At 62.5% G+C, this 25,006-nt stretch carries 28 protein-coding genes; 14 read left to right on the top strand and 14 right to left on the bottom strand.

Annotated features, from left to right (window positions below; genetic code table 11):
* Window positions 1-528: 528 nt before the first annotated feature.
* From JQ574_RS04825 to JQ574_RS04800, 6 genes are all read left to right on the top strand, one after another.
* A complete protein-coding gene (locus JQ574_RS04825; protein ID WP_212204555.1) occupies window positions 529-1,308 on the top strand; it encodes an HpcH/HpaI aldolase/citrate lyase family protein in 780 nt (259 codons plus the stop codon).
* Between the two features lie 65 nt (window positions 1,309-1,373).
* Entirely contained in the window at window positions 1,374-1,760 is a 387-nt protein-coding gene (locus JQ574_RS04820) for a cupin domain-containing protein (RefSeq protein ID WP_212204553.1), read from the top strand.
* 228 nt (window positions 1,761-1,988) lie between these two features.
* Window positions 1,989-2,768, top strand: coding sequence for an acyltransferase (locus JQ574_RS04815; RefSeq protein WP_212204551.1), 780 nt, complete (start codon window positions 1,989-1,991; stop codon window positions 2,766-2,768).
* Window positions 2,769-3,119: 351 nt separating this feature from the next.
* Window positions 3,120-3,737 carry a 30S ribosomal protein S4 gene (gene rpsD / locus JQ574_RS04810; protein WP_211996331.1) on the top strand — a complete coding sequence of 206 codons (618 nt, stop codon included), beginning with the start codon at window positions 3,120-3,122 and terminating at the stop codon, window positions 3,735-3,737.
* A gap of 72 nt (window positions 3,738-3,809) precedes the next feature.
* Entirely contained in the window at window positions 3,810-4,955 is a 1,146-nt protein-coding gene (locus JQ574_RS04805; protein ID WP_212204549.1) for an alpha-hydroxy acid oxidase, read from the top strand.
* Window positions 4,956-4,998: 43 nt separating this feature from the next.
* The gene (locus JQ574_RS04800; RefSeq protein ID WP_212383341.1) at window positions 4,999-6,069 is read left to right on the top strand and encodes a low specificity L-threonine aldolase; all 1,071 of its coding nucleotides are present in this window, start codon (window positions 4,999-5,001) and stop codon (window positions 6,067-6,069) included.
* Between the two features lie 3 nt (window positions 6,070-6,072).
* Here the strand turns inward: JQ574_RS04800 and JQ574_RS04795 are convergent, their stop codons facing one another.
* From JQ574_RS04795 to grxD, 4 genes are read right to left on the bottom strand one after another with little or no spacing between them, the layout of a single operon-like run.
* Window positions 6,073-7,368: a serine hydrolase domain-containing protein gene (locus JQ574_RS04795; RefSeq protein ID WP_212204546.1), complete on the bottom strand. Its 1,296-nt coding sequence runs from the start codon at window positions 7,366-7,368 to the stop codon at window positions 6,073-6,075.
* The gene (locus JQ574_RS04790; protein ID WP_212383339.1) at window positions 7,349-8,632 is read right to left on the bottom strand and encodes a serine hydrolase; all 1,284 of its coding nucleotides are present in this window, start codon (window positions 8,630-8,632) and stop codon (window positions 7,349-7,351) included. The genes JQ574_RS04795 and JQ574_RS04790 overlap by 20 nt, the downstream gene beginning before the upstream one ends.
* Before the next feature lie 48 nt (window positions 8,633-8,680).
* Window positions 8,681-9,232: an O-acetyl-ADP-ribose deacetylase gene (locus JQ574_RS04785; protein ID WP_212204998.1), complete on the bottom strand. Its 552-nt coding sequence runs from the start codon at window positions 9,230-9,232 to the stop codon at window positions 8,681-8,683.
* Window positions 9,229-9,567 (bottom strand): Grx4 family monothiol glutaredoxin, encoded by a 339-nt coding sequence (gene grxD, locus JQ574_RS04780; RefSeq protein WP_211996336.1) that lies wholly within the window; start codon window positions 9,565-9,567, stop codon window positions 9,229-9,231. Before grxD ends, JQ574_RS04785 begins: the two co-directional genes overlap by 4 nt.
* Before the next feature lie 306 nt (window positions 9,568-9,873).
* Here grxD and egtB point away from each other — a divergent pair, with 306 nt between their 5' ends.
* Together egtB and egtD are read left to right on the top strand one after the other, a co-directional pair.
* Window positions 9,874-11,124: an ergothioneine biosynthesis protein EgtB gene (gene egtB / locus JQ574_RS04775; protein ID WP_212204543.1), complete on the top strand. Its 1,251-nt coding sequence runs from the start codon at window positions 9,874-9,876 to the stop codon at window positions 11,122-11,124.
* Between the two features lie 103 nt (window positions 11,125-11,227).
* A complete protein-coding gene (gene egtD, locus JQ574_RS04770; RefSeq protein ID WP_212383337.1) occupies window positions 11,228-12,199 on the top strand; it encodes an L-histidine N(alpha)-methyltransferase in 972 nt (323 codons plus the stop codon).
* Window positions 12,200-12,203: 4 nt separating this feature from the next.
* On the opposite strand, the gene JQ574_RS04765 is transcribed toward egtD, so the two are convergent.
* The gene (locus JQ574_RS04765) at window positions 12,204-12,503 is read right to left on the bottom strand and encodes a hypothetical protein (protein WP_212035102.1); all 300 of its coding nucleotides are present in this window, start codon (window positions 12,501-12,503) and stop codon (window positions 12,204-12,206) included.
* A 297-nt stretch (window positions 12,504-12,800) separates the two neighbouring features.
* Between JQ574_RS04765 and JQ574_RS04760 the strand changes: the two genes are divergently transcribed.
* Window positions 12,801-12,998 carry a hypothetical protein gene (locus tag JQ574_RS04760; protein ID WP_212204539.1) on the top strand — a complete coding sequence of 66 codons (198 nt, stop codon included), beginning with the start codon at window positions 12,801-12,803 and terminating at the stop codon, window positions 12,996-12,998.
* Between the two features lie 41 nt (window positions 12,999-13,039).
* On the opposite strand, the gene JQ574_RS04755 is transcribed toward JQ574_RS04760, so the two are convergent.
* Entirely contained in the window at window positions 13,040-14,218 is a 1,179-nt protein-coding gene (locus JQ574_RS04755) for a low temperature requirement protein A (RefSeq protein ID WP_212204537.1), read from the bottom strand.
* A 21-nt stretch (window positions 14,219-14,239) separates the two neighbouring features.
* The gene (locus JQ574_RS04750) at window positions 14,240-14,494 is read right to left on the bottom strand and encodes a BolA family protein (RefSeq protein WP_065750297.1); all 255 of its coding nucleotides are present in this window, start codon (window positions 14,492-14,494) and stop codon (window positions 14,240-14,242) included.
* 184 nt (window positions 14,495-14,678) lie between these two features.
* On the opposite strand from JQ574_RS04750, the gene JQ574_RS04745 reads away from it, so the two are divergent.
* Together JQ574_RS04745 and JQ574_RS04740 are read left to right on the top strand one after the other, a co-directional pair.
* Window positions 14,679-15,038, top strand: a complete 360-nt coding sequence (locus JQ574_RS04745) for a DUF427 domain-containing protein (protein WP_212204535.1) — start codon at window positions 14,679-14,681, stop codon at window positions 15,036-15,038.
* Between the two features lie 223 nt (window positions 15,039-15,261).
* Window positions 15,262-16,443, top strand: coding sequence for an acyltransferase (locus JQ574_RS04740; protein WP_212204527.1), 1,182 nt, complete (start codon window positions 15,262-15,264; stop codon window positions 16,441-16,443).
* Window positions 16,444-16,561: 118 nt separating this feature from the next.
* Here the strand turns inward: JQ574_RS04740 and purL are convergent, their stop codons facing one another.
* A complete protein-coding gene (gene purL, locus JQ574_RS04735; RefSeq protein ID WP_212204525.1) occupies window positions 16,562-18,769 on the bottom strand; it encodes a phosphoribosylformylglycinamidine synthase subunit PurL in 2,208 nt (735 codons plus the stop codon).
* 159 nt (window positions 18,770-18,928) lie between these two features.
* Between purL and JQ574_RS04730 the strand changes: the two genes are divergently transcribed.
* Window positions 18,929-19,417, top strand: coding sequence for a PaaI family thioesterase (locus tag JQ574_RS04730; RefSeq protein ID WP_212204524.1), 489 nt, complete (start codon window positions 18,929-18,931; stop codon window positions 19,415-19,417).
* Window positions 19,401-20,357 carry an EamA family transporter gene (locus tag JQ574_RS04725; protein ID WP_312014621.1) on the top strand — a complete coding sequence of 319 codons (957 nt, stop codon included), beginning with the start codon at window positions 19,401-19,403 and terminating at the stop codon, window positions 20,355-20,357. The genes JQ574_RS04730 and JQ574_RS04725 overlap by 17 nt, the downstream gene beginning before the upstream one ends.
* A gap of 24 nt (window positions 20,358-20,381) precedes the next feature.
* On the opposite strand, the gene JQ574_RS04720 is transcribed toward JQ574_RS04725, so the two are convergent.
* From JQ574_RS04720 to purC, 5 genes are all read right to left on the bottom strand, one after another.
* Window positions 20,382-21,335, bottom strand: a complete 954-nt coding sequence (locus JQ574_RS04720) for a tripartite tricarboxylate transporter substrate-binding protein (RefSeq protein WP_249119089.1) — start codon at window positions 21,333-21,335, stop codon at window positions 20,382-20,384.
* 70 nt (window positions 21,336-21,405) lie between these two features.
* Entirely contained in the window at window positions 21,406-22,107 is a 702-nt protein-coding gene (gene purQ / locus JQ574_RS04715; protein ID WP_212204523.1) for a phosphoribosylformylglycinamidine synthase subunit PurQ, read from the bottom strand.
* Window positions 22,104-22,361 (bottom strand): hypothetical protein, encoded by a 258-nt coding sequence (locus tag JQ574_RS04710; protein WP_212204522.1) that lies wholly within the window; start codon window positions 22,359-22,361, stop codon window positions 22,104-22,106. The genes purQ and JQ574_RS04710 overlap by 4 nt, the downstream gene beginning before the upstream one ends.
* Window positions 22,362-22,373: 12 nt before the next feature.
* Window positions 22,374-22,616, bottom strand: a complete 243-nt coding sequence (purS, locus tag JQ574_RS04705) for a phosphoribosylformylglycinamidine synthase subunit PurS (RefSeq protein WP_212204521.1) — start codon at window positions 22,614-22,616, stop codon at window positions 22,374-22,376.
* Window positions 22,617-22,626: 10 nt separating this feature from the next.
* Window positions 22,627-23,394: a phosphoribosylaminoimidazolesuccinocarboxamide synthase gene (purC, locus tag JQ574_RS04700; RefSeq protein WP_171708996.1), complete on the bottom strand. Its 768-nt coding sequence runs from the start codon at window positions 23,392-23,394 to the stop codon at window positions 22,627-22,629.
* A gap of 320 nt (window positions 23,395-23,714) precedes the next feature.
* Here purC and JQ574_RS04695 point away from each other — a divergent pair, with 320 nt between their 5' ends.
* Complete coding sequence (locus tag JQ574_RS04695; RefSeq protein ID WP_192734171.1) at window positions 23,715-24,038, top strand: DUF1476 domain-containing protein; 324 nt, start codon at window positions 23,715-23,717, stop codon at window positions 24,036-24,038.
* Window positions 24,039-24,079: 41 nt separating this feature from the next.
* On the opposite strand, the gene JQ574_RS04690 is transcribed toward JQ574_RS04695, so the two are convergent.
* Entirely contained in the window at window positions 24,080-24,985 is a 906-nt protein-coding gene (locus JQ574_RS04690) for a LysR family transcriptional regulator (RefSeq protein WP_212204520.1), read from the bottom strand.
* Between the last annotated feature and the right edge of the window lie 21 nt (window positions 24,986-25,006).

Here is a 25,006-nt window from a genome sequence, read left to right as displayed (position 1 = left end):
GATCACGGCATAAGCCGTAAAGCCATTGCGCAGGGAAGGCCGGGTGTTCTCCGCTGCCCTGTATGCTCGTGTGCAGCATTTCTTGTGCTAACCGCACACGGGACCCCGGGTGCAGCGCGCACCCGGTCTTCCCTGCGCCCTCATTTTCGAGGGCAAGGAATTTCTGGCAAAGCTCGGGCGCAATGCGCCGCGAGATCGCGACACATATTCAGCTGTCATCACCCGCGCATGCGGGTGATCCAGTATCCCAGAGACCTGATGATTGAACTGAGAAGCCGCGGCGTACTGGATCCCCGCGTGCGCGGGGATGACAGCATGGTGTGGCGCTACACCATCGCCGTCATTGCGAGCGAAGCGAAGCAATCCATGCCTCGGCGCGCGGATAGGTGGATTGCTTCGCGGAGCCTGTCATCGGGCGCGCATTCGCGCGACCCGGTGGCTCGCAATGACGCGGAGAGAGCCATTAGCACCCGCGCATCATATGCTATCCTGCGCGCATCCGCCCTCCCCGCCAAACGGAATTTCCATTTGACCTCCGCTCCCTCCACGCCCCTCAACCGTCTCCGTCAGCAATGGCGCGAGAAGCGTCCGACCTTCGGCGCCATCGCGACCATCCCCTCGATCCAGACGGTGCAGATCATGGCCCGCACCGGGATTGACTGGATCATCGTCGATCTCGAACACGGCCCGATCGATCTCGGCTCGGCGCATGCGATGATCACGGCCACTTCAGGCACGCCCTGCGTGCCGATGGTGCGGATCGCGGCCAACGAGCCGCATCTGGCGAAGGCGCCGATGGACATCGGTGCGCTCGGCATCAATTTTCCGATGATCTGCAACGCGGCCGATGCCGAAAAGGCGGTACGCAGCGTGCGCTATCCGCCGAAGGGCGACCGGCTGTGGGGGCCGTTTCACGCGCCGTTCCGTTGGGGCGTGTCGATGCCGGACTACATGGCGACCGCCGACGATGACATGATCTGCATGATCACCATTGAACATGTCGAGGCGGTCAACCGCATCGACGAGATCATGGCAACGCCAGGCATCGACCTTGCGGTGATCGGCCCCGGCGACCTTGCGACATCCATCAACAAGCGTGGCCTGCCCGACGACCCCGAAGTGGTCGCGCTGATGCAGCGCGCCGAGGAAGGCATCTTCAAGAGCGGCGTACCGATCGGCGGCGTCGCGCGATCGGCCGAACAGGCCAATAAAATGATCGAGCGCGGGTATGTGGCGCTCGCGCTCGGCTTCGACTGGTCGCTGTTTCAGCGCGGCATCGCGGCGAGTTTTGAAGGGATCAAGCGTTAGCTGCACACCCAGCTTTGCCGGCGGTGGTGTCGTGCTAGTCTTTACCCACAGGGAGAACAAACATCATGATCAGGAAAATTCTGCTCGGATTGACCGTCATAGCCTTCGCCGGCGCCGGGGTCGCGATTGCCCAGCAAAGCGGCATCAAGCGCACCCCGCTGCAAAAACTCGACTTCCCACCCGGCTACAACACCGTCACCGCGATTGCGGAAGTGCCTGCAGGCGGCGCGGCCGGCCGCCATACCCATCCCGGTGCCGAGACCGGCTATGTGCTCGAGGGCGAGCTTGAGCTCATCATCGACGGCAAGCCGCCCGTGAAGATCAAGGCCGGGGAATCCTACCAGATCCCGGAAGGCGTCGTTCACGACGCCAAGGCCGGCGACAAGCCCTTCAAAGTGCTTGGGGTTTACGTCGTCAAGGCAGGCGAACCCTTGGCCAAACCAGCGCCATAAGGCTGGAGCGTTTTCAAGCGAAGCATGCCCTCGGACTTGGTCCGTGGGTAGACCCGGTTCGCGTCAAGAAAACGGGTCAAAATAAGGGCCCAGAGCTCCATTTCGATGCAATCGAAACGGAAAGGCTCTGGCGTCAAACCGGCCGGTTCGTGCTACATCAGGGCACTGGCGGGTCGTTGGGCCCGCTGGTTTTTCTGATTTGTTGATTGCAGGAACTTGAGCGGAGTCATGCGCGGAACGGTTCGAAAAATAACATTGCCGCGCCGTCTCGTCGCTGACCTCATGCATGCGTCGAAGCGCGTGCCGTTCGTCTCGCTGGCGCGGCCGCTCAATATCCGTGGCCTGCTGGAGGCGCGCGCGCAGGCCGCGGTGCGGCCGGGCTGGGCGGCGATCTTCGTCAAGGCGTTCGCGCTGGTCGCCAAGGAGCAACCGGTGCTGCGCACGCTGTACGTCAAATGGCCAATGCCTGCGTTCTACGAACTGCCGCGCAGCGTCGCGATGGTGGCGATCGCGCGCGTCGAGGACGGCCAGGATTGCGTGCTGCCGCAAAAGGTCACCGCCCCCGATGAAATGTCGCTGGCGGAGGTCGACGCGATGATCCGGCATGCCAAGGAGGCGCCGATCGAACAGGTGCCGGCGTTCCGCAAAATCCTGCGCACGACGCGGCTGCCGCTGCCGCTGCGCCGGCTGTTCTGGGCGATCGGGCTGAATTTCGGCCGCCAGCGCGCCAATTATTTCGGCAGTTTCGGGGTCACGTCGGTGGCCGCCTATGGCGCCGGCCAGCTCCACGCCATGAGCCCGGGCCCCTTCGTGCTGAGCTACGGGGTCGAGAAACCTGACCAGTCGATCGACGTCGTGCTGCGCTGGGACCACCGGATTACCGACGCCGCCCTGATCGCCAAGGTGCTGAATCGGCTGGAACAGGTGCTGAACACCGAAATCGCGGGGGAATTGCGGGCGAATCGGCAGCAAACCGAGCCAAAAGCGGTCCGGGCGGTCGCGACTTGACGGCCTCACGGCCGTCATCCCGGGGCGAAGCGAACCTCAGGGGTGCAATTGCACCTCTCGGGATCTCGAGATCCTCAGGTGCGCAATTGCGCACCATAGTTCAATTCAGGTGCGCAATTGCGCACCATAGTTCAATGCTGCGCATTGCCCCGGAATGACGTGCCCAAATCGTTGACACAACGGCACTTCCCCCCTAATAACCCGCTTGCTCGCGGGCCGTTTTCGGCCCGCGTTGCGTTTCGCGACCCGTGGTCCTCCCCGAGCTTTCGAGGCGGACCTGTCGGCACCGGGAAGTTCCCGGCGCACAGGAGGGCGCGTCTCCTCAAAACTCAAACTTATCAAGAGGACGCGATGACTAAGCGCAGTGAGGCGAAGTACAAGATCGATCGCCGTATGGGCCAGAATATCTGGGGCCGCCCCAAGAGCCCCGTGAACCGCCGTGAATACGGCCCCGGCCAGCACGGCCAGCGCCGCAAGGGCAAGCTGTCCGACTTCGGCGTGCAGCTCCGCGCCAAGCAGAAGCTCAAGGGCTATTACGCCAACATTTCCGAGCGCCAGTTCCACGGCATCTATGTCGAAGCCGGCCGGATGAAGGGCGACACCGGTGAAAACCTGATCGGCCTGCTCGAGCGCCGCCTCGACACCGTGGTCTACCGCGCCAAGTTCGTCGCCACCATGTTCGCCGCGCGCCAGTTCATCAACCACGGCCACATCAAGGTGAACGGCCGCCGCGTCAACATTTCGAGCTACAAGGTCAAGCCCGGCGACGTCGTCGAGATCAAGGAATCCTCCAAGCAGCTCACCCCGGTGCTGGAAGCCAGCCAGCTCGGCGAGCGCGACGTGCCCGACTTCATCGAGGCCGATCACTCCAAGATGACGGCGAAGTTCACCCGCATCCCGGCGCTGTCGGACGTGCCGTTCGCGGTGCAGATGGAGCCGCATCTGATCGTCGAATTCTATTCGCGCTGATCGGCGCGGATTTTCGAGCTACAAAGGCCCCGGGAAAACCGGGGCCTTTTTTCTGCCCCGCGGGGAAACGCCATGCGCTTGAGCGACTGCCACAACTTCCATGACTTCCGAAAGCTGGCGCAACGGCGCTTGCCCGGCCCGATCTTCAATTACATCGACGGCGCCGCCGACGACGAGGCGACGCTGCGCCGGAATACCCAAAGCTTCGAGCGCTGCGATCTGGTCCCCAACGTGCTGCGCGGCGTCGAGGCCATCGACATGTCGGTGACCGTGATGGGCCAGAAGCTGGCGATGCCGGTCTATTGCTCCCCGACTGCGCTGCAGCGCCTGTTCCACCATACCGGCGAGCGCGCGGTGGCTGCAGCAGCCGCGAAGTACGGCACGATGTTCGGCGTCTCCTCGCTCGGCACCGTCAGCCTCGAGGAACTGCGCAAGGCGCACGCTACGCCGCAGGTCTATCAGTTCTATTTTCACCGCGACCGCGGTCTCAACCGCGCCATGATGCAGCGGGCGAAGCAAGCCGGCGTCAACGTCATGATGCTGACGGTGGACAGCATCACCGGGGGAAATCGCGAACGCGATTTGCGAACCGGATTCTCGATTCCCTTCCGCCTGACGCTTGCCGGCATGGCCCAGTTCGCGATCAAGCCGATGTGGGGCATCAACTATCTCACTCATGAGGGCTTCAAACTGCCTCAGCTCGACGAGCACGTCGATATGAGCGGCGGCGCCATGTCGATCGGGCGCTACTTCACCGAAATGCTCGACCCGTCCATGACCTGGGACGACGTCGCTGAAATGGTGAAGCTATGGAACGGACAATTCTGCCTGAAGGGCATCATGTCGGTGGCCGATGCCAAACGCGCCGTCGAGATCGGCTGCACCGGCATCATCCTGTCCAACCATGGCGGCCGGCAGCTCGACGGTTCGCGGGCGGCGTTCGATCAGCTGGCTGAAATCGTCGATGCCGTCGGCGACCGGATCGATGTCATCATCGACGGCGGAATCCAGCGTGGCACCCATGTCCTGAAAGCATTGTCGCTGGGAGCCAAAGCGGTTGGCGTCGGGCGCTTCTATCTCTATCCTCTCGCCGCAGCCGGCCAGGCCGGCGTTGAGCGCGCACTCGGCCTGATGCGGACCGAGATCGAGCGCGACATGAAGCTGATGGGGTGCAGATCGATCGACCAGTTGTCACGCGAAAATCTGCGCTTCAGATAATTCCTCCCTCTCCCCGTCATCTTGCAAATCACGAGAGTCAGTCATGACCCACTACACCCCTCCTCCGCGCGATCCCAAGGCAGCGCCGGTCCGTATCAACCTGCTGTCGGATACCCAGACCCGCCCCACGCCGGCGATGCGCGAGGCGATGGCGCGGGCCGAAGTCGGCGACGAACAGATCGGCGATGATCCGACCGTGAACCTGCTGTGCGAACGCGTCGCCGACCTGCTCGGCAAGGAAGCGGCCGTATTCATGCCGTCGGGCACCATGTGCAACGTCGCGGCGACCTTGTCGTGGTGCCGGCCGGGCGACGAGATCCTGGCGCATGTCAGCGCACATATCATCGCCCGCGAAGGTGGTGCGCATGCCGCCCTCGGCGGCTTCCAGATCACCCCGCTGCCGGGCGACGACGGGCAATTCTCGCCGGAGACGTTTCGTGCCGCGCTTCATCCGCGCTCGCGCTACCAGCCGCCGCAAACCGTCGTCAGCGTCGAACAAACAGCCAATATCGGCGGCGGCACGATCTGGAAGAAGGCCGCGCTGGATGAGATCGTCGAAATCGCCAAGGCCAACGGGCTCGTCACCCATATGGACGGAGCGCGACTGCTGAACGCCTGCGTCGCGTCGGGTATTTCCGCGCGCGACATGGCTGCGGGCTGGGATTCGGCGTGGATCGATTTCTCCAAGGGCCTCGGTGCGCCCGTCGGCGGCGCCATCGCCGGCTCGCGCGATTTCATCGACAATGTCTGGCGCTGGAAGCAGCGGCTCGGCGGCTCGATGCGGCAGGCCGGCATTTGTGCAGCGGCCTGCGTCTACGCCCTCGACCATCACGTCGACCGCCTCGCCGACGATCACGCCAACGCGCGGGCGCTGGCGCGCGGCCTCTCGCAGATCAATGGCATCGAGGTCCAGGAGCCCGAGACCAACCTCGTGTTCTTCAAGCCTGACGGTGCCGGCATTCCGGGCGACAAGATGATCGAGGCTCTGCGCAAGCGCGGCGTGCTGCTGGCGATGATGGACGGCAGGATCCGTGCCTGCACCCATCTCGATGTGACGGCCGCGATGATCGAAGAGACGGTCGGTTTCGTGCGCGAGATCGTGCGCGGGGCTTGACGCTTACCTTCCCAAGGCCTGATAGATCAGCGTCTTCAATGCAAGCTGAATGCGTCCGCGCTGCGATGGCGTCTGCACCATGAAGATCGCGAACATATCGTCCTTGGGATCGATGAAGAAGAACGTGCCCGCGACCCCATCCCAGCGGTACTCGCCCAGCGGCCACGACGTGTTCGGCGGCACCGACGTGCGCACCGCAAAACCGAGGCCGAAGCCGCTGGTTTCGCCGGGATAGTAGGCATAGTCGCGCGCGATTTTCGTTTTCGCGCCGATATGGTCGGACGTCATGAGCGCGATCGTCTCGGGCCTGAGGTAGCGACGACCTTCGAAAGTGCCGCCATTCAGCAGCATTTGGGCGAAGCGAGCATAGTCGCCGATGGTGCCCACCATGCCGCCGCCGCCGGACTCCATCCGCCTCGGCTCCATCGGATCTCGGACGTTGGTGACCGGGCTGATCGCGCGATCGGTCGGCATCGGCTCGGCAATGCGTGGCCGCATTGCCGGATCGCTGACGATGAACGCCGTCTCGCTCATCCCGAGTGGGCCGAGCAACCGTTCCTTTTCGAACTCAAGCAGGGATTTTCCCGACGCCACCTCGATCACGCGCCCGAGCACGTCGGTGGAAAAGCCGTAGTCCCATCGCGTGCCTGGCTGCTCGACCAACGGCAGTTTTGCGACTTGCTCGGCAAATTCGGCATTGGTCAGGTTGCGGCGGATCAGACCGGCCTCGGCGTAGCGGGCGCGTACAAGACCTCCTCCCATGTAACCGTAAGGCAGGCCGGAGGTATGGCGCAGCAAATCGGTGATGGTAATGGGCCGTTCGAGCGGTTCCTCGACCAGCGTCAGCGTGCCGTCGTCGGCGCGCTTCTCGACGCCGACTTTTGTCGCCGCAAAGGCCGGGATGTATTTCGAGACCGGATCGTCGAGTCTTAATTTTCCGTCCTCGACCAGCATCATCGCCGCCACCGAGGTGATCGGCTTCGACATCGAATAGAGGCGGAAGATGGTATCCGCGCTCATCGGCAGTTTGGTCGCGACGTCGCGGACGCCGAAGCTCTCGAAATAGACCGGCTTGCCGTGCTGCTGGATCAGCAACATCGCACCGGGGATTGTGCCGGCCGCGATTTCGTTGCGGATATAGTCGCCGACGCGCGCCAGGCCTTCGCGCGAAAAGCTTCCCGCGCCCGGCGCAGGCTCGCTGGCACGCACGACATACGACGAGACGAGGACGACGAATGCGGCCAGCGCCGCTGCGAACAAACCGCGGAGCTTCACGCCGTCAATTCTCCAGCGCTTCATAGACCAGCTGCTTGAGGGTGCGCTGGACGCGTTGCCGCTCGGTTGGCGTCTGCTCAAGAACCACGAAGAACATTTCCTGCTTGCGGTCGATCACCATGTAGCAACCCGAGGCGCCGTCCCATTTCAATTCGCCCAGCGATCCCGGCGGCGGCGGCTTGGCGTTGCCGGGATCGGTGCGCACGGCAAATCCAAGCCCCATGCCGAAGCCGTCACCGGGAAAATAGAAATAATCCCGCTCGACGCCGGAATTCTTGCCGGTATGGTCCGATGCCATCAACTCGAACGTCTTCGGGCTCAGATAGGTCTTGCCCTCGAACGTCCCGCCGTTGAGCAGCATTTGCGCAAAGCGCGAAAAGTCCGACATGGTCGAGACCATGCCGCCGCTGGCGGATTCCCATTTCTGGCGAACCTCGGTCCGGTACTGGCGGCCGACACGGAAATCACTGTCGTTCGGCACCGGCTGGGCGAGCCGTTGCAACCGCTCCGGTTCGGTGACGAAGAAGCCGGTGTCGGTCATGCCGAGCGGATCGAGCAGCTTTTCCTTCTCGATCTCGAGCAAGGATTTTCCGGACACGATCTCCATGATCCGTCCCAGGATGTCGGTGGAATGGCCGTACTGCCAGAGCGCGCCCGGCTGGTTGTGCAACGGCAGCTTGGCGATCCGTTCGGCGAACTCGGCGAGATCGAATTCGCCTGCGTAGAGGTTGGCTTCCTTGTAGGCCTTGCGCACCAGACTGTCGCCATAGAAGCCATAGGTGATGCCGGAGGTGTGGCGCAACAGGTCGAGAATGGTAATGGGCCGGGTCATCGGGACCAGTTCGAGCGTCCTGTTGCCGTCCTCGGCCTTTTTCTCCACGCCGACCTTCATGTTTGCGAAGGACGGAATGTATTTCGAGACGGGATCGTCGAGCTTGATCTTGCCGTCCTGGATCAGCTGCATCGCCACGACCGAGGTGATCGCCTTGGTCAGCGAAGACAGGCGGAAGATGGTCTTGTCCGTGATCGGCGTCTTGGAGACCACATCCTGCACGCCGAAGGTCTGGTGATAGACCGGCTTGCCGCGCTGCTGGATCAGGACGTTCGCGCCGGCGATCTTGCCGGTTGCGACCTCGTTTGCGAAGAACTCGCTGATCCTGGCAAGTTTTGCTTCATTGAAATGCGCACCCGCCGGAATATCGAAGGTGCCCTCGGCGCGGGCGAGCGGCGGCACGCTCAACGTCAGCGCGCCACAAACGAGCGCGCGCAGCACTTGACGTGAATTCATTGGACCCCTCCCCGGAATTCGCCCGGGGAGTGTAGCGGTCGCGTGTCATCAGGCACAAGGGCTCCCGAAGGCAGCCAGTGCCGATTCATGCAGACGGGCGCTACCCTCGGAGAAGCAGCAAAATATCACGCTGGTCATTTCGGGTGCCGTGGCCAACGCAACGACCACGGTTGCGACCGCGATCCCGGCCGCGCGTTCAGCGGGGAAGCGATAGATCCCGGTTGAAATCGCCGGAAAGGCCACGGAGGCAAGACCGTGCTGTCGGCAAAGTTCGATCGAGTGGCGATAGCACGAGGCGAGCAAATCGTCTTCGCCAAGGTTACCGCCGTTCCAAACCGGTCCAACTGTGTGGATCACATGTTGGGCCTTGAGCCGGTAGCCCCGGGTGATTTTGGCATCGCCGGTCGCACAACCATTCAGCGTGCGACACTCGGCCAACAGTTCAGGTCCGGCCGCCCGATGGATCGCCCCATCGACGCCGCCCCCGCCGAGCAGGGACGAATTCGCGGCGTTGACGATGGCGTCAACGCGCAAGCTGGTGATGTCGGCAACGATGACTTCCAGCCGCGCCTTGCCGATCTGGCGCGCGGTCGAACTCAGGCTGAAGCCGCCGTGTTGACGGCGACGCCCTTGTCGGCGAACAGCTGCTGCAATTCACCGGCCTGGAACATCTCGCGGATGATGTCGCAACCGCCAATGAACTCGCCCTTGACGTAGAGCTGCGGAATCGTCGGCCAGTTGGAGTAGGTCTTGATGCCGTCGCGCAGATCGGCGGATTCCAGAACGTTCAGGCCCTTGTAGCCGACGCCCACGTGATCGAGGATCTGGACCACCTGCCCCGAGAAACCGCACTGCGGAAACTGCGGCGTTCCCTTCATGAACAGCACGACGTCGTTCGACTTCACTTCGTTGTCGATGAATTGCTCGATGCTCATATTCGCTTCCTTTTGGGGCACAGCCCCCTGCGGCTAAGCCTTACTTACGGGCCGGCTCGTCCGATTCAACCCCGATACTGGTCATATATGTAGCCCAAACCGTTGTGCATCCAAAGTAAAATGGCGAGGAGCTGGCATGCGCGGCCTTGCCGCGGCGCCCAAAAGGCCGGGCGGCTCATAGTTTGATGGCATCAATATCACGGCGCCGGGAGGCTTTTTTCCCGGATGGGAACCCCTATCTAGGACGGACTGTCCGTCAGGAACCTGTCTGCCAGAGAAACGTTCTCTCCCGAACCGGAGCCACCAGTGACGAAATCAGTAGCCGCGGCCGCGTTAGCCACCCCCACCCCGTCACTCTTTTCCGATTCCGGCACCCTCGCCCAGCGACTGGTCGACGCCTATCTCGCAGTCCGGGACGAGACCGAGCGCCGGGCCGCGCCCTTAAGTCCCGAGGATCAGCTGATCCAGTCGATGCCGGACGCCAGCCCGGCAAAGTGGCACCGCGCTCATACCACCTGGTTTTTCGAGCAATTCCTGCTCGGCGAGCATTGCGAGGGCTATCGGGCTTTTCATCCCGACTACGCCTTCCTGTTCAACTCCTATTATGTCAGTGCCGGCCCCCGCCATGCCCGCCACCAGCGCGGTCACCTGACGCGCCCGAGCGCCGACGAAGTCACCGCCTATCGGCGCCATGTCGATGCCGCCGTCGTCAAATTCTTCCAGACCGCGCGCGAGGACGCCCTCAACGCGCTGGTACCGCTGGTCGAGGTCGGCCTCAACCACGAGCAACAGCATCAGGAATTGATGCTCACTGACATCCTGCACGCCTTCGCCCAGAACCCGATCCCGCCGGCCTATGATGCGGCGTGGCGCTTCCCTGCCCCGACACGGGGCGGTGACGAATGGATCGCCCTCAACGAAGGCATCCATACCGTCGGGCATACCGACGACAGTTTTCATTTCGACAATGAGAAGCCCGCCCACCGCGCGCTGGTCGGCCCGGTGAAACTCGCCCGCAACCTCGTCACCAACGCCGAATGGCTCGCCTTCATGAAGGACGGCGGCTACGCGACGGCGACGCTGTGGCTGATGGACGGTTTTGCCACCGTGAACAACGAGCAATGGCAGGCGCCCGGCCACTGGCGCCAGGTTGGCGGCGAATGGAAGATCATGACGCTCGGCGGATTGCAGCCGATCGATCCGTCCGCTCCGGTCAGCCATGTCAGTTATTACGAGGCGGATGCGTTCGCGCGCTGGAGCGGAAAGCATCTGCCGACCGAGATGGAATGGGAAGTCGCGGCACGTGCCGGCCTGTTGAACGACGCCTTCGGTATCGTCTGGCAGTGGACCCGCAGTTCCTACTCACCCTATCCCGGCTATCGCGCCATCGAAGGCGCGCTCGGCGAATATAACGGCAAGTTCATGGTCAACCAACTGGTGCTGCGCGGTTCGTCGCTTGCAACTCCGGCCGGTCACAGCCGTATCACCTATCGTAACTTCTTTTACCCGCACCACCGCTGGCAATTCACGGGATTGCGCCTTGCAGACTACGCCTGACCTTTCTCAAGCATGATCCGGAACGGCGACGACGCCTTTCCGAACCAGATCACGCCCAACCGATGATCAAAAGCGCGCCGGGAAGCGCGTTCAGGAGAGTATCATGAATGTGCATGCCCCCGCTTTGGCCCACACGCACGAGTTCGACGAACAGACTACGGCGTTTGCGGAAGACGTGATCGGCAACCTCGCGCAGCATCCCAAGCGGCTGTCGCCGAAATATTTCTACGACGTCACGGGGTCGGAGCTGTTCGAACAGATCACGGTGCTGCCGGAATATTATCCGACCCGTACCGAACTTGGCATTCTGCGCGACCGCGGCGATGCGATCGCCGCGATCATCGCGAAGGGGGCGGCGCTGGTGGAATTCGGCGCCGGCGCCACCACGAAGGTGCGCCTGCTGCTGGAACGCAGCGACTTCGGCGCCTACGTTCCGGTTGATATATCAGGCGACTTCCTCAAGGCGCAGGCCGATGCGCTGCGCAAGGATTTCCCCGGCCTCAACGTCTATCCGGTGGCCGCGGATTTCACGGCACCGTTTGCGCTGCCGGCCGAGATCGCCAATATGCCAAAGCTCGGCTTCTTTCCGGGATCGACGCTCGGCAATTTCGAGCCGAATGAAGCCAGCGCCTTCCTGCGCACCGCCCGCGAGATCCTCGGCGACGGCGCGCAGATGATCGTCGGCGTCGATCTCGAGAAGGATGAGCGCGTGCTGTATGACGCCTACAATGATTCAGCCGGCGTTACCGCGCGCTTCAATCTCAATGTGCTAGTGCGCATCAACCGCGAGCTCGGCGGCAATTTCGATCTCTCCGCCTTCACCCACCGCTCGATCTACAATCGCGACCGCCATCGCATCGAGATGCATCTGATCAGCCGCAAAGCGCAGAACGTGCGCGTGCTCGGGCACAATTTCTCGTTCCGCCCCGGCGAGAGCATCCACACGGAGAACAGCTACAAATACAGCTTCGAGCGCTTCACCGCGCTGGCGCGTGGCGCGGGCTGGAAGGTGCGGGAGTCCTGGACCGACAAGAACAGGATGTTCTCGGTGCACGCGCTGGCGGCCTTGGACTGAGCCCTCACGTTTTCGCCCCGGACTTGCCGCGCGCCGACCGCGGCTTGCGCGTGGGTATGATCCGTGGCGAAGGCATCATCCAATGATCGGACAATCGCTCGGCGCCGAGAAGCCAGCCGTGAATGATCCGCCATTTGTCCTGCCCGCGAGATTGGAAATCCAATAGCGGCGACCCGTCGTCCTGCAGCTCGTAGAAGAATCGCAGCGAGTCCTTGCCGGTGGGTCCGCCAGGATCGATCGCCTGCGTCAGTATCCAGTCATCCCACTGCTGGAGTATCAGGGCACGTGCTTCGCTTTGTTTCATCGGCGCGCGTTCTCGGCCACGGGCATGCCGTGGGGACTGAGTTGACCGCGCTGGTCAGATTGTACTTGCGAACAAGGTGGCAGCGCCGCCGCGCATCAGCCCCTTCGTCGTCTCGTATGAAAGCAAATGCTTAACAAATTTGCAATTTCGTCATTCTGCGCCAGCAATTCGCTGCAGCAGCGCTGTCGTTTCCCCTTCGAAATGTCCAAATTTTGACGCCGACTCAGCCAATCCTGCTCCGACGACTTGGCTGGGGTTGAGTTGGCTGGGGTTGAGTTCGTGCCAGGGGATCTAGTTATGGGGAATGCGTATCCGACGTCCAGGAGCCAGAAGCACCGCTTCGGACCTTTATCGGCGCAAGTCGATGAAGACGAGGGAGCTGATTCCGAGGCGAGCGCCGCGCTGGCGTCGCTGATCGAGGAAAACGTCAGGCTTCGTGCCCTTGTGGTCCAATTGTCCGACCTCGTCCTGAAGAACCTCGTCGCTCAGAAGTAGTGCCGTTCGCGACGGCGCGCCGGTCACGCGACCGGCCCACACTACTCGGGCGTGTCGGACCTGAGCGAGATCGATTCCCACACCGCGACCACCACCATGATCGCGGTCGTGAGCAGCGAGAGCCATAGCGGCGACAGGTCGTGCGCGAACCAGGCCAGTCCGCACAGCACGATGATACCGACACCATGCGAGAGCTGCAGAAATCCGCGAAAACTGTGCTTGAACAGGATCGTCCCGATCAGGAACAGCAGCGGTCCGCCGGTCGCGCTCAGCACCGTCCTGAGATCGGAATGACCGCCCGGGTGCTTCAGCACCAGTTCGTCGGCCACTGCCGTGACGATAATCCCCGCCACGATCGGCATGTGCAGGTAAGTATAGGCGAGCCGCGCCAGCCGCCCCGGTTCGCTCGATTTTGAAATCTGTTCGGATCCCGCTTCGGCGCCCTTGTTGAAGTAGATCCACCACATCGCCAGGGTGCCGACAAAGGCTGACACGAAGGCCGTGACATTTTCGATCGTCCAGGTCAGCTCGGCAAAAGTAGCACCCGTCACAATGATGGATTCGCCGAGCGCGATGATGATGAACCCCGCGCAGCGTTCGGCCATGTGGCCGCCCTCGATCACCCAATCGGCAACCGAAGACGCGCCGTACCGGGGTATCCAGAACCGCACCGCCGGCGACAGATATTCGATGACGAGCGCGATCCCCCACAGCACCAGCCGGGTTTCGCCCTTCGCAAATCCACCCGCGATCCAGAACACCGCCGACAACGCCAGCCACGACGTGATCCGGATCGCATTCATCCGCGCCAGAGGACGCGACGGTGGCGTCGCGACCCACAGAAACACGGTCTTGCCGACCTGCATCGCGGCATAGGCCACCGCGAACCACAGCCCGCGGTCGTCAAACGCCTTCGGAATCGAGGTTGAGAGCACGAGCCCGCCGAGCGTCAGCGCAAACAGCAGCAGCCGGACGGGGGTCTTTTCGGGATTGAGCCAGTTGGTGATCCAGGAGGTGTAGACCCACACCCACCAGACCGCGAGGAACAGCATCGTGACCTGCAGCGCGCCCAACGGCGTGAAATGGCCGAGCAGGCTGTGCGAGATCTGTGTGACCGCAAAGACGAAGACGAGGTCGAAGAACAGCTCGGCGTAAGTCACCCGGCTGTGCTGGTGCGGCACGATCGGTCGGAACAGCGCGCCGTGTGCATCCGCCGCCATTGGCGCGCCTCCGAGGTTCGGTCAGCCTTCGGGCACCCCAGGTCCGCCAGGTACCCCGGTTTGCAGCGCCAGTGCGTGCAGCACGCCGCCCATCTGCCCCTTGAGCGACTGGTAGACGATCTGGTGTTGCTGGACCCTCGACTTGCCGCGGAAGGACTCAGAAATCACGGTCGCGGCGTAGTGATCGCCGTCGCCGGCCAGATCGCGGATCGTCACCTCGGCATCGGGTATGGCTGCCTTGATCATCGATTCGATATCGTGGGCGTCCATCGGCATTCCAGCATGTCTCCGTCAGATGTTGCGAATCACGGCCAGCTCTCGCGACCGTGACGACCAAACCTAGCGCGTACGCCCTTCTAGGTCATCCTGCCCGGCACTATATCCCGGGTTCAAACCTTTTAAACCATTCAGGCTGAGGCGTCCGGTCACATCCGGCTGACCCAAAAAGAGGCCAAGAACCATGAAACTTCCCGGTCCCGACCATCCGATCACGATTGCGGCCAATCCCAAGCGCGTCCGGGTTTCGGCCGGCGGCGTGGTCATCGCCGACACTACCCAGGCCCTCACTCTCAAGGAGGCGCGCTATCCGGCGGTGCAATATGTGCCGCGCAGCGACGTCAATATGGCGCTGTTGGCCCGCACCGAGCGGACCACGCATTGTCCCTACAAGGGGGACGCGAACTATTTCAGCATCAACGCCGACGGCAAGACATTGGAGAATTCGATCTGGACCTATGAGACGCCGTTCCCGGCGATGGCAGAGATCGCCGGCCATCTGGCGTTCTATCCGGACAAGGTCAAGATCGAGGAAGTGGCCTGAGGGCCTGATCCGACGGCCAAGGCGCTGACGGCTGGATCGTCAGGCGCGAAGTCGCGCTTCGCGCTTTTTGCCATGCGGCGAAATTCCGAATCGTGTTCAGTCGCATGTCGCGACATTTTTATCGAATGAACGACGATGCCGCGCCGCGGGGCTTGATGATTCGCCTTGCTGATCGGGTTCCCGGCTGCAACATTCCGGACAAACAGCGGCTGGGGAGGCGCGCATGACTTCGATTTCCACCGTGGGGCATGCCGACGCCCACGCGGTGCCAAAAGCCAAATCGCGAAACCTTTCGCTCGATCGCGCCCGCACCTTCCTGACGCTGGTGGTGCTGCTGCACCACGCCGTCATCCCGTACACCTACTACGGTCACACCGACTCGAAGTCATTCTTCGGCTTCGACATGATCGTGCTCGCCACCGACAGTTTCTTCATGGCGATGTTCTTTTTCCTGTCTGGCCTGTTCGCATGGTCCGGCATTGCCCGAAAGGGACCGCTGAATTATTTGCAGGATCGCCTGTTTCGGCTTGCCCTGCCATTCGCGATCTGCGCGCTGACCGTCATTCCGATCGCCTATTACGCCATTTCCCTGCGGCAGCATCCCGAGGTCAGCTTCGCTTCATTCTGGTGGAAAACCGTCACCGTCGGACCCTGGCCGAGCGGACCGATCTGGTTCCTTTGGGTCTTGCTCGGCTTCGATCTGGTTGCTTGCCTGTTGTATCGGCTGTCACCCAACCTTCTCGATCCGATCAATCGCCTCTCGCTGCACGGTCGCCGCCGGCCCGCGGTGTTCTTCGCGGTCATGGTTGCCGTCACCGCGGCGTTCTACATTCCCGGGCGGGTTCACTACGGTGCCAGCGATTGGTTCGAGTTCGGGCCGTTCTCGGTCCAGCACGGCCGCGTGATGCTCTACGCAACCTACTTCTTTTTCGGCGCCGGCATCGGCGTTGCGATGATGGATCGCGGGCTGCTCGCGGCTGACGGCCGGATGGCGAAGGTCAGCTGGGATTGGATGATCCTGGCGATCGTTCCGTATTACCTCATGTGGGTGCTGATCTCCATCAAGCGCGAAAACCTGGGGAATCCAGCAGACCTGCCCGACTGGTATGAAGGGGCCTATGCTGTCTGCTTCACTGTCTTCAGCGTGGCCATCCTGTTCCTGATCCTGGCCTATTTCCTGAGGTTCGCCAACTCCGGCAGGAGCGTACTCGATCCGATGCAGGGCGATGCCTACGGCATGTTCCTGGTGCACTATCCGATCGCGCTGTGGCTGCAGTATTGGCTGTTCGATTTCAATATGCCTGCGACCGTGAAAGCCCCCATCGGATTCGTATTAACGGTCGCGTTCAGCTGGGCGTTGACGCGCGCGCTGCGGCAGATTCCGGGTGCGAAGCGGGTGCTTTGAACTTGAGCCGTCATTCCGGGGCGATGCGGAGCATCGAACCCGAAATCTCGAGATTCCCCGATGTGCAATTACACATCTGAGGTCTGGTCCTACGGACCATCCCGGCATGACTGTAGGGTTAAGACGCCTTGCCGCTCATGTAAGCCGGCAGCCAGCTTTCGAACGCCGTGTTGAGCGAGGCCACCGCGACCGGTGCTTCACCGGCCACCGCGATCGCATCGCCGCCAGTGGTGCCGATCCGCGCGCAGGGCACCCCGGCGCCCTTCATCTTCGCCAGCACCAGTCCGACATCGGCCGCCGGCACCGTCACGATGTAGCGTGCCTGGTCTTCGCCGAACCAGTAGCCGTGCGGCACGATCGAGGCCGGCGCCGCCAACAGCTGCGCACCGATGCCGCTCGCAATTGCCATCTCGGCGAGCGCGATCAGAAGTCCGCCGTCGGAAACGTCATGCACCGCGGTTGCGGTGCCGGCGTGGATCATGCCGCGCACCACGTCGCCATTGCGCTTTTCGGCGGCGAGGTCCACCGGCGGCGGCGCGCCCTCTTCGCGACCGCAGACATCGCGCAGATAGACGGACTGTCCGAGCCAGCCCTGCGTGTCACCGATCAACAGGATCGCCTCGCCTGCCGCCTTGAAGGCGAGCGTCGCGGACTTGGTGAAATCGTCGAGCAGCCCGACGCCGCCGATCGAGGGCGTCGGCAGGATGCCGCGGCCGTTGGTCTCGTTGTAGAGCGAGACATTGCCGGACACGACGGGGAAGTCGAGCGAACGACAGGCTTCCGCAATACCCTTCAGGCAGCCGACGAACTGGCCCATGATCTCGGGCCGCTCCGGATTGCCGAAATTCAGATTGTCGGTGATCGCGAGCGGCCGTCCGCCGACCGCGGTGATGTTGCGCCAGGCCTCGGCTACCGCCTGCTTGCCGCCTTCGAACGGATCCGCTTCGCAATAACGCGGCGTCACGTCGACAGTGAGCGCAAGCCCCTTCGGTCCGTCCTGCACCCGCACGACGGCGGCATCGCCACCCGGGCGCTGCACCGTATTGCCGAGGATGACGTGGTCGTACTGCTCCCAGACCCAGCGCCGCGAGCAGAGCTCGGGCGTCGCTATCAGCTTTTCCAGTGCTTCCGAAATGCCGATCGGCGGCTTGACGTCCTGCGCGCGCACCACCGGCAACAATGCGGATGCGACATGCGGCCGGTCGTACAACGGCGCCTCGTCGCCCAATTCCTTGATCGGCAAATCGGCCATGACGTCGCCGCCATGCTTCACCACAAAGCGCTTGCTCGGCGTGGTGTAGCCGACGACGGCGAAATCGAGCCCCCATTTGCGGAAGATCGCCTCGGCCTCTTGTTCCTTCTCGGGCTTCAGCACCATGAGCATGCGCTCCTGGCTTTCCGAGAGCATCATCTCATAGGCGCTCATGCCGGTTTCGCGCGTCGGCACCGCGTCGAGATCGAGGTCGACGCCGAGATCGCCCTTGGCGCCCATCTCGACCGCCGAACAGGTCAGCCCGGCCGCGCCCATGTCTTGGATCGCGATCACGCAATCGGCTTCCATGATTTCGAGGCAGGCTTCCAGCAGCAGCTTTTCCGCAAAGGGATCGCCGACCTGCACTGTGGGGCGCTTCTCGGCGCTGTCATCGTCGAATTCGGCCGACGCCATCGACGCGCCGTGAATGCCGTCACGGCCGGTCTTGGATCCCAAATAGACGATCGGCATGTTCACGCCGGAGGCCGCGGCGTAGAAGATCTTGTCGGTGTCGGCGAGGCCGACGGCCATCGCATTGACCAGGATGTTGCCGTCATAGCGGGTGTGGAAACGCACCTGCCCGCCAACCGTCGGCACGCCGAACGAATTGCCGTAACCGCCGACGCCCGCGACCACGCCCGACACCAGATGACGGGTTTTGGGATGCTCCGGCGCGCCAAAGGAGAGCGCATTGAGGCACGCGATCGGCCGCGCCCCCATCGTGAACACGTCGCGCAAAATGCCGCCGACCCCGGTAGTCGCGCCCTGATAGGGCTCGATATAGCTCGGGTGGTTGTGGCTCTCCATCTTGAACACGACCGCCTGGCCGTCGCCGATGTCGATCACCCCGGCGTTCTCGCCCGGGCCCTGGATCACCCAGGGCGCCTTGGTCGGCAGCCCGCGCAGATGGATGCGCGAGGACTTGTACGAGCAATGCTCGTTCCACATCGCGGAAAAAATCCCGAGTTCGGTGAAACTTGGCACCCGCCCGATCAGCTTGAGGATGCGCTCATACTCGTCCGTCTTGAAACCATGGCTGGCGACGAGTTCGGGGGTGATCTGGGGCTCGTTCATGGGTCCCTTAATAGGAAGATCGGGGGGCTGGGAAAAGGCCTTTTAGGACGCATTTCCGGCCTGTCCAGAGCTTTACGGCGGGCCGGCCGGGATCGGCGTTTGCACATCACGCCTGGATCGGATTTAAGGACTTAAACCTGCAAAGGAAGGCCCAATTTCGTGAATGACCTCTCCAATACTGCATTCGTCAAACGTCCCGACCTGCACGTTGAAACCGAGGGCGAATTCGCCGGCTGGCGCACCTGGACCCGTGACAATTTCGAAACCCATAGCGGGCCGTTCTGGCACCGGGTGGAGGAAGACGGCCGGGTCCGCTGCGCCTTCCGCGTCGAGAAAAAACACCTCAACGGCCAGCGCAACGTCCATGGCGGCTGCTTCATGACCTTTGCGGATTACTGCCTGTTCGCGCTGGCCTCGCCGGTGCTGCAGGGGTCGGGCGTGACGGTGGCATTTGGCTGCGAATTCCTCGATGCGGCACACGAAGGCGAACTGGTCGAATGCGAGGGTGAGATCACCCGCGCCGGCGGCTCCCTGATCTTCCTGCGCGGGGTGCTGAAATCGGGCGAGCGGTCGCTGTTCACCTTTTCCGGCACCATCAAGCGGGTGAAGCGGAAGCCGCCGATGGACGCAGGTGCCGTTGCCACCTAGCATTCCCCCGGGGAAGCACAGCTGGCGAGATTATGCGCTGCTGCTGGCGCTGGCGTGCTGCTGGAGTTCGACCTATCCGCTGACCAAGATCGGCCTCGGCTCGATCCCGCCGATCACCTTCATCTCGGCCCGTTCGCTGATCGCGGCCGCATTCCTCCTCGTCATCCTGTACGCGCGCGGATTACGGCTCCCGATCGATGCCAGGGCCTGGAAGCTGTTCGCCTTCCAGCAGAGCATCAACTCGACCATCCCGTTTTTGATGATCACCTGGGCGCAGCAATATGTGCCGGCGTCGAGCGCCGTGGTGCTGGCCTCGACGACGCCTATTTTCGCCTTCCTGATCACCTGGGGCATCACCCGGCACGAGCCGGCGACGCTGTTGAAGCTGGTTGGGGCCATCCTCGGCCTCGCCGGAACGGCGGCGATCATCGGGCTCGATGCGCTCGGCGGTCTCAGCAAGGACGTGTTCGCCGAAATCGTCATCCTTGTCGCCACCCTCTCCTTTGCCTGCGCCACCATCTTCGGGCTGCGGCTGACCGATTACGATCCGATGGTGGTGGCGGCCGGCTCGCTGCTGTTCGGCGGCTTCGTGCTGCTGCCGGCATCGCTGATCGTCGATCATCCCTGGACGTTGCGGCCGACGGCGGAAGCCCTGGCGGCGACCGTCGCAATGGGCATCTTCTCGAGCGCGTTCGGACTGATGCTGTTCTATATGTGCCTGAGCCGGCTCGGCACGCTCACCACCAACGCGCAAGGCTATCTGCGCATACCGATCGGTGTCGGTCTTTCGGTGCTGCTGCTCGGTGAATCCGTGCCGGCGAATCTCGCGCTCGGACTGTTACTGGTCATGGCCGGCGTCGCCGCGATGACCATTCCCGGCGATCGCTATGGCAAGTGGATCGACCGGCTGCGCGGCAGATCGAAGGCCCGGCAACCTTGACCGAACATCGAAGGGGATGGCCGCCTATTTCTTCTCTTCCAACAGCTTGCGGTATTTCTCGACGTCGCGCGTCACGAGCTGCTGCAGCACTTCCGGGGTATGCTCATTGGCGTCGGGGGCGACGGTCGACAGATCGTGAAAGCGCTTTTTGACGGCATCGCTCTCCACCGCGCTCTTCGCTGCGGCATTCAATTTCGCGATGATCGCCGGCGGCGTGCCTTTTGGGGCGAACAGGCCGTTCCAGCCTTGCGCCTCGAATTCGGGAAGCCCCGCTTCCACCGACGTCGGCAGTTCCGGCAAGGTCGCGAGCCGCACCGTCGAGCCGACCACCATTGCCTTGACGAGCTTGTCGTCGATCGCCTGCGACACGGAAGCCGCGGCATCGCAGACGCCATCGATCTGGCCGCCGATCGCGTCCGTCAGCGCGGGAGCCGCGCCACGATAGCCGACCAGCGTGACATCGATGCCGGCGGCCTGCACAAAGCTCTTGCAGATCAGGAAATTCGACGAGCCGACTCCGGCATGTCCGAGATTGATCTTGCCGGGATTTTTCTTAGCAAAGGCGATGAATTCCTGAAGATTCCTGGCCGGAAAATCCTTGCGCAACGCGACGATGCCGAAGGTCTTCGCCACCATCGCGATCGGCATGAAGGAGTCCGGCGTGAATGACAGTTTCGGATAGATCGTATAGGTCGCCGCGCTGGTGCCGGCATTGCCGATGGCAATGGCGTAACCATCTGCCTCGGCGCGCGCCGCCCGCGCCAGCGCGATCGAGCCGCCGGCGCCCACGATATTCTCGATCACGATCGGCTGTCCGAGTGATTTCGCCATCTCCTCGGCGACCACGCGCGCGATCACGTCAGAGGTGCCGCCGGCCGCGAACGGCACGATCATGGTGACGGGACGTTTTGGGTAATCCTGCGCGTGGGCGGCGGTGGCAACGAATAAGGCCGCCGCGAGAAGTGAAAGCCGCCGCATCGTCATTTTATTTTGACGCGTTTTCTTCACGCGAACCGGTTCCCACTTCGCTTGAAAACGCTATCGGCAATCACGCCGCTTTTTCCAGATGCGCGACGAGGCCAGCGAACAGACCGCGGCCGTCGGTGCAGCCCATGATGTCTTCAACGTGGTTTTCCGGATGCGGCATCATGCCGAGCACGTTGCCGCGCTCGTTGACGATACCGGCGATCGATTGCGCCGCGCCATTGATGTTGGAGGTATCGTCGACAACGCCGTCGGCGGAGCAATAGCGGTAGAGCACCCGCCCCTCGCGCTGGAGGCGTTTCACGGTCTCTTCATCGGCCGCGTAATTGCCTTCGCCATGCGCCACCGGCACGCGGATCACCTGGCCGGCATTGTAGCCGCGCGTGAACGGCGAATCCGAGCGCTCGACCCGCAGATGCACATCGCGGCAGATGAATTTCAGTTTTGAGTTGCGCATCAGGATGCCGGGCAGCAGGCCGGATTCGCACAGTATCTGAAAGCCGTTACAGACCCCGAGCACGAGGCCGCCACTGGCGGCAAAATCCCGCACCGCGTCCATCACGGGCGCCCGCGCCGCAATGGCGCCGCAGCGCAGATAGTCACCATAGGAAAACCCGCCAGGCACCACCACGAGATCGGTACCCTTGGGCAGCGCAGTCTCGGCATGCCAGACCATCGCGGCCTCGTTGCCCGATGCGAGTTTAAGCGCCCGCGCCATGTCGCGTTCGCGATTGATGCCAGGGAAGACGAGAATTGCGGATTTCATGTCAGATTCGGAACATCACTAAGTTCAAGTCGTCGCTCAATACGGTCCAGACGACCTTCGTATCGGACCAACGTCGCGTGTATCCCCGAAATCTCTTGGAACACACTCGTAATCTCTTGACGAATGCCGTTCTGGGACGTGCGCAACGCCTGCATCTCTTGCTTTTGCTCGTCGAGCTTGCCATCGACTTGCGCCAGTCGCGCTTGGACCGATTTCAACACCTCTAGCATCAGATCTGCCGTCGCGTCGGCCATCGCACCTAATCCCTAAGCTTTCAACTCGATAGCATAATTCTCGATCACGGTGTTCGCCAAGAGCTTGTCGGCGGCGTCTTTCAACGCCGCCTCGGCCTTGGCCTTGTCCGAGCCTGACAGTTCGATGTCGAACACCTTGCCCTGACGGACGCTGGCGACGCCGTCAACGCCGAGCGATTTCAGCGCGCCTTCGATGGCCTTGCCCTGCGGATCGAGAATGCCGGACTTCAAGGTAACGGTAACACGTGCTTTCACAGGACCTGCCTCAGCTCTTCACCAGCACCGGACCCGTACCCGCCGGCCGCTCGTTCTCCATCAGGATACCCAGACGCTTTGCCACCTCGGTATAGGCCTCCAGGAGACCACCGAGATCCCTGCGGAAACGATCCTTGTCGAGCTTCTCGTTCGACTTGATGTCCCACAGCCGGCATGAGTCGGGCGAGATCTCGTCGGCGACGATGATCCGCATCATTTCGTTCTCGAACAGGCGGCCACATTCCATCTTGAAATCGACCAGACGGATGCCGATGCCCAGAAACAACCCGGTCAGGAAGTCGTTGACGCGGATGGCGAGCGCCATGATGTCGTCGATTTCCTGCGGCGTCGCCCAGCCGAATGCGGTGATGTGCTCCTCGGAGACCATCGGGTCGTTGAGCTGGTCGTTCTTGTAATAAAACTCGATGATCGAGCGCGGCAGCTGGGTGCCTTCCTCGATGCCGAGGCGCTGCGACAGCGATCCCGCCGCCACGTTTCGCACCACCACCTCCAGCGGCACGATCTCGACCTCGCGAATCAGCTGCTCGCGCATGTTAAGGCGGCGGATGAAATGGGTCGGCACCCCGATGTCGTTGAGGTGCTGAAACAGGTACTCCGAAATCCGGTTGTTGAGGACACCCTTGCCCTCGATCACCTGGTGTTTCTTGGCATTGAACGCGGTCGCATCGTCCTTGAAGTGCTGGATCAGGGTTCCCGGCTCCGGGCCTTCATACAGGACCTTGGCCTTGCCTTCATAAATGCGGCGTCGACGGCTCATAGGGATGTACCGTGTTTTGTTGAAATCCATGAATTTGGTGTGCTCCGGATGACAAGGGTTTACGACCACGACGGAGCTGCCGTGAAGGCCAGGAACCTGATCTTAACCAACTGGAAACAGAACAAGAACCAAGCCTGTTGGCAACCTATCCGATTGGCCTATCCAGCACAATCGACACGGCCCAATTGGGCCCAACTTATACCTGTAGACTGCGGCTTAACGGCCCGTTGTTTTGCCGATTCGCCCCCTCTATCTAGGTAGGCGACGGGGCCGCCACAACGCGGCCCCCGCGTGCATCTGGCAGGGATTGGAACTCAAATATGAGCACTTTCGACAAGCGCGAAGAAGGTTTCGAGAAGAAATTCGCTCTCGATGCAGATCAGAAGTTCAAGGCCGAGGCGCGCCGCAACCGGCTCCTCGGAACCTGGATCGCAGAAAAGCTCGGAATTACCGGCGACGCCGCCACTGCCTACGCCAAGGAAGTGGTCGCCGCCGATTTCGAGGAAGCCGGCGATTCCGACGTCATTCGCAAGGTGATGGGCGATATCAAGGCCAAGGGCGTCGCCCTCACCGAGCAGGAACTCCGCGCCAAGATGGACGAGCTGATGGCGACCGCCGTCGCCCAGGTGAAGGCGGGGACGTAAGCCTGCGAATAGGGAGTGGCGAATAGCGAATAGAAACTTCGCTACTCGCCATTCGCCATTCGCGCCTTCAAAATCTCCAGGAACCGCCGCGACGCCGCGCTGAGAAAGCCGCCGCGGCGGGTCACCGTCACGACGTCTTGGCTTGCCTTGAGATCGCCGACACGGATGGTCGAGATCGAGCCGTATTTCAGTTCTTCTGCAGCGTTGCTTTCCGAGAGCAATGCGATGCCAAGGCCGGCTTCGACCAGACGCTTCTGGGCGGTGAGGCTGTCGACCGGCGTCCAGCTGATCTCCCCCAATCCATGGGTTTGAAACAGCGCAAACACATGTGACGCCGTGATCTCGCGCCGCCGCGGCAGCACCGGAAACGCGATCCAGCGTTCGCCGCGCAAATCGGCCAGTTTGGCGACCCGCCGGCCGGCGCGCGGATGATCGGCCGCGCACACGACCTGAAGCCGTTCGGCTTGCAGCAATTCGCAATCGAGATCGCGCGAGCCGTCGCGGTCGTAGCGCAGGCCGATGGTGGCCTCGCCGCGCCGGATCAGATCGCTGACCTCTGCGCTGGTCGCCGTGCGCAACGTCAATCCGACACCAGGATATTCGGCGGCAAACCGCTTGAGGATTTCGGAGAGACGGCCGCCCGCCAGCGTGCCGACCACGGCGAGTGCGACCGGTCCCGAATCCGGCCGCGCCAGTGCACGCACCGCATTCTCCGCATCCTGCGCGGCGGCGACCGCGCGCTCGGCATACGGCACCATCACCCGCCCCGCATCGCTCAGCATCGTCCGACCTGCGATCCGCTCGAACAAGGGCACGCCGAGCTCCTGTTCGAGCAGCGCGATACGCCGGGATATCGCCGGCTGCGAGCGGTGCAGCGCTTTGGCGGCGCTCGAGATTCCACCGCGGCGGTGAACCGTCAGGAAGGTGCTGAGCGCGTCGCTGTCCATTTTCCGGTCTATGCAAAAAGC

Origin of the sequence: Bradyrhizobium sp. AUGA SZCCT0158 (assembly GCF_018130065.1) — a bacterium.
In the GTDB taxonomy this organism is placed as follows: Bacteria; Pseudomonadota; Alphaproteobacteria; order Rhizobiales; family Xanthobacteraceae; genus Bradyrhizobium.
Note: the sequence above shows the minus strand (reverse complement) of the source record. Positions and strands in the feature narration are given on the sequence as shown.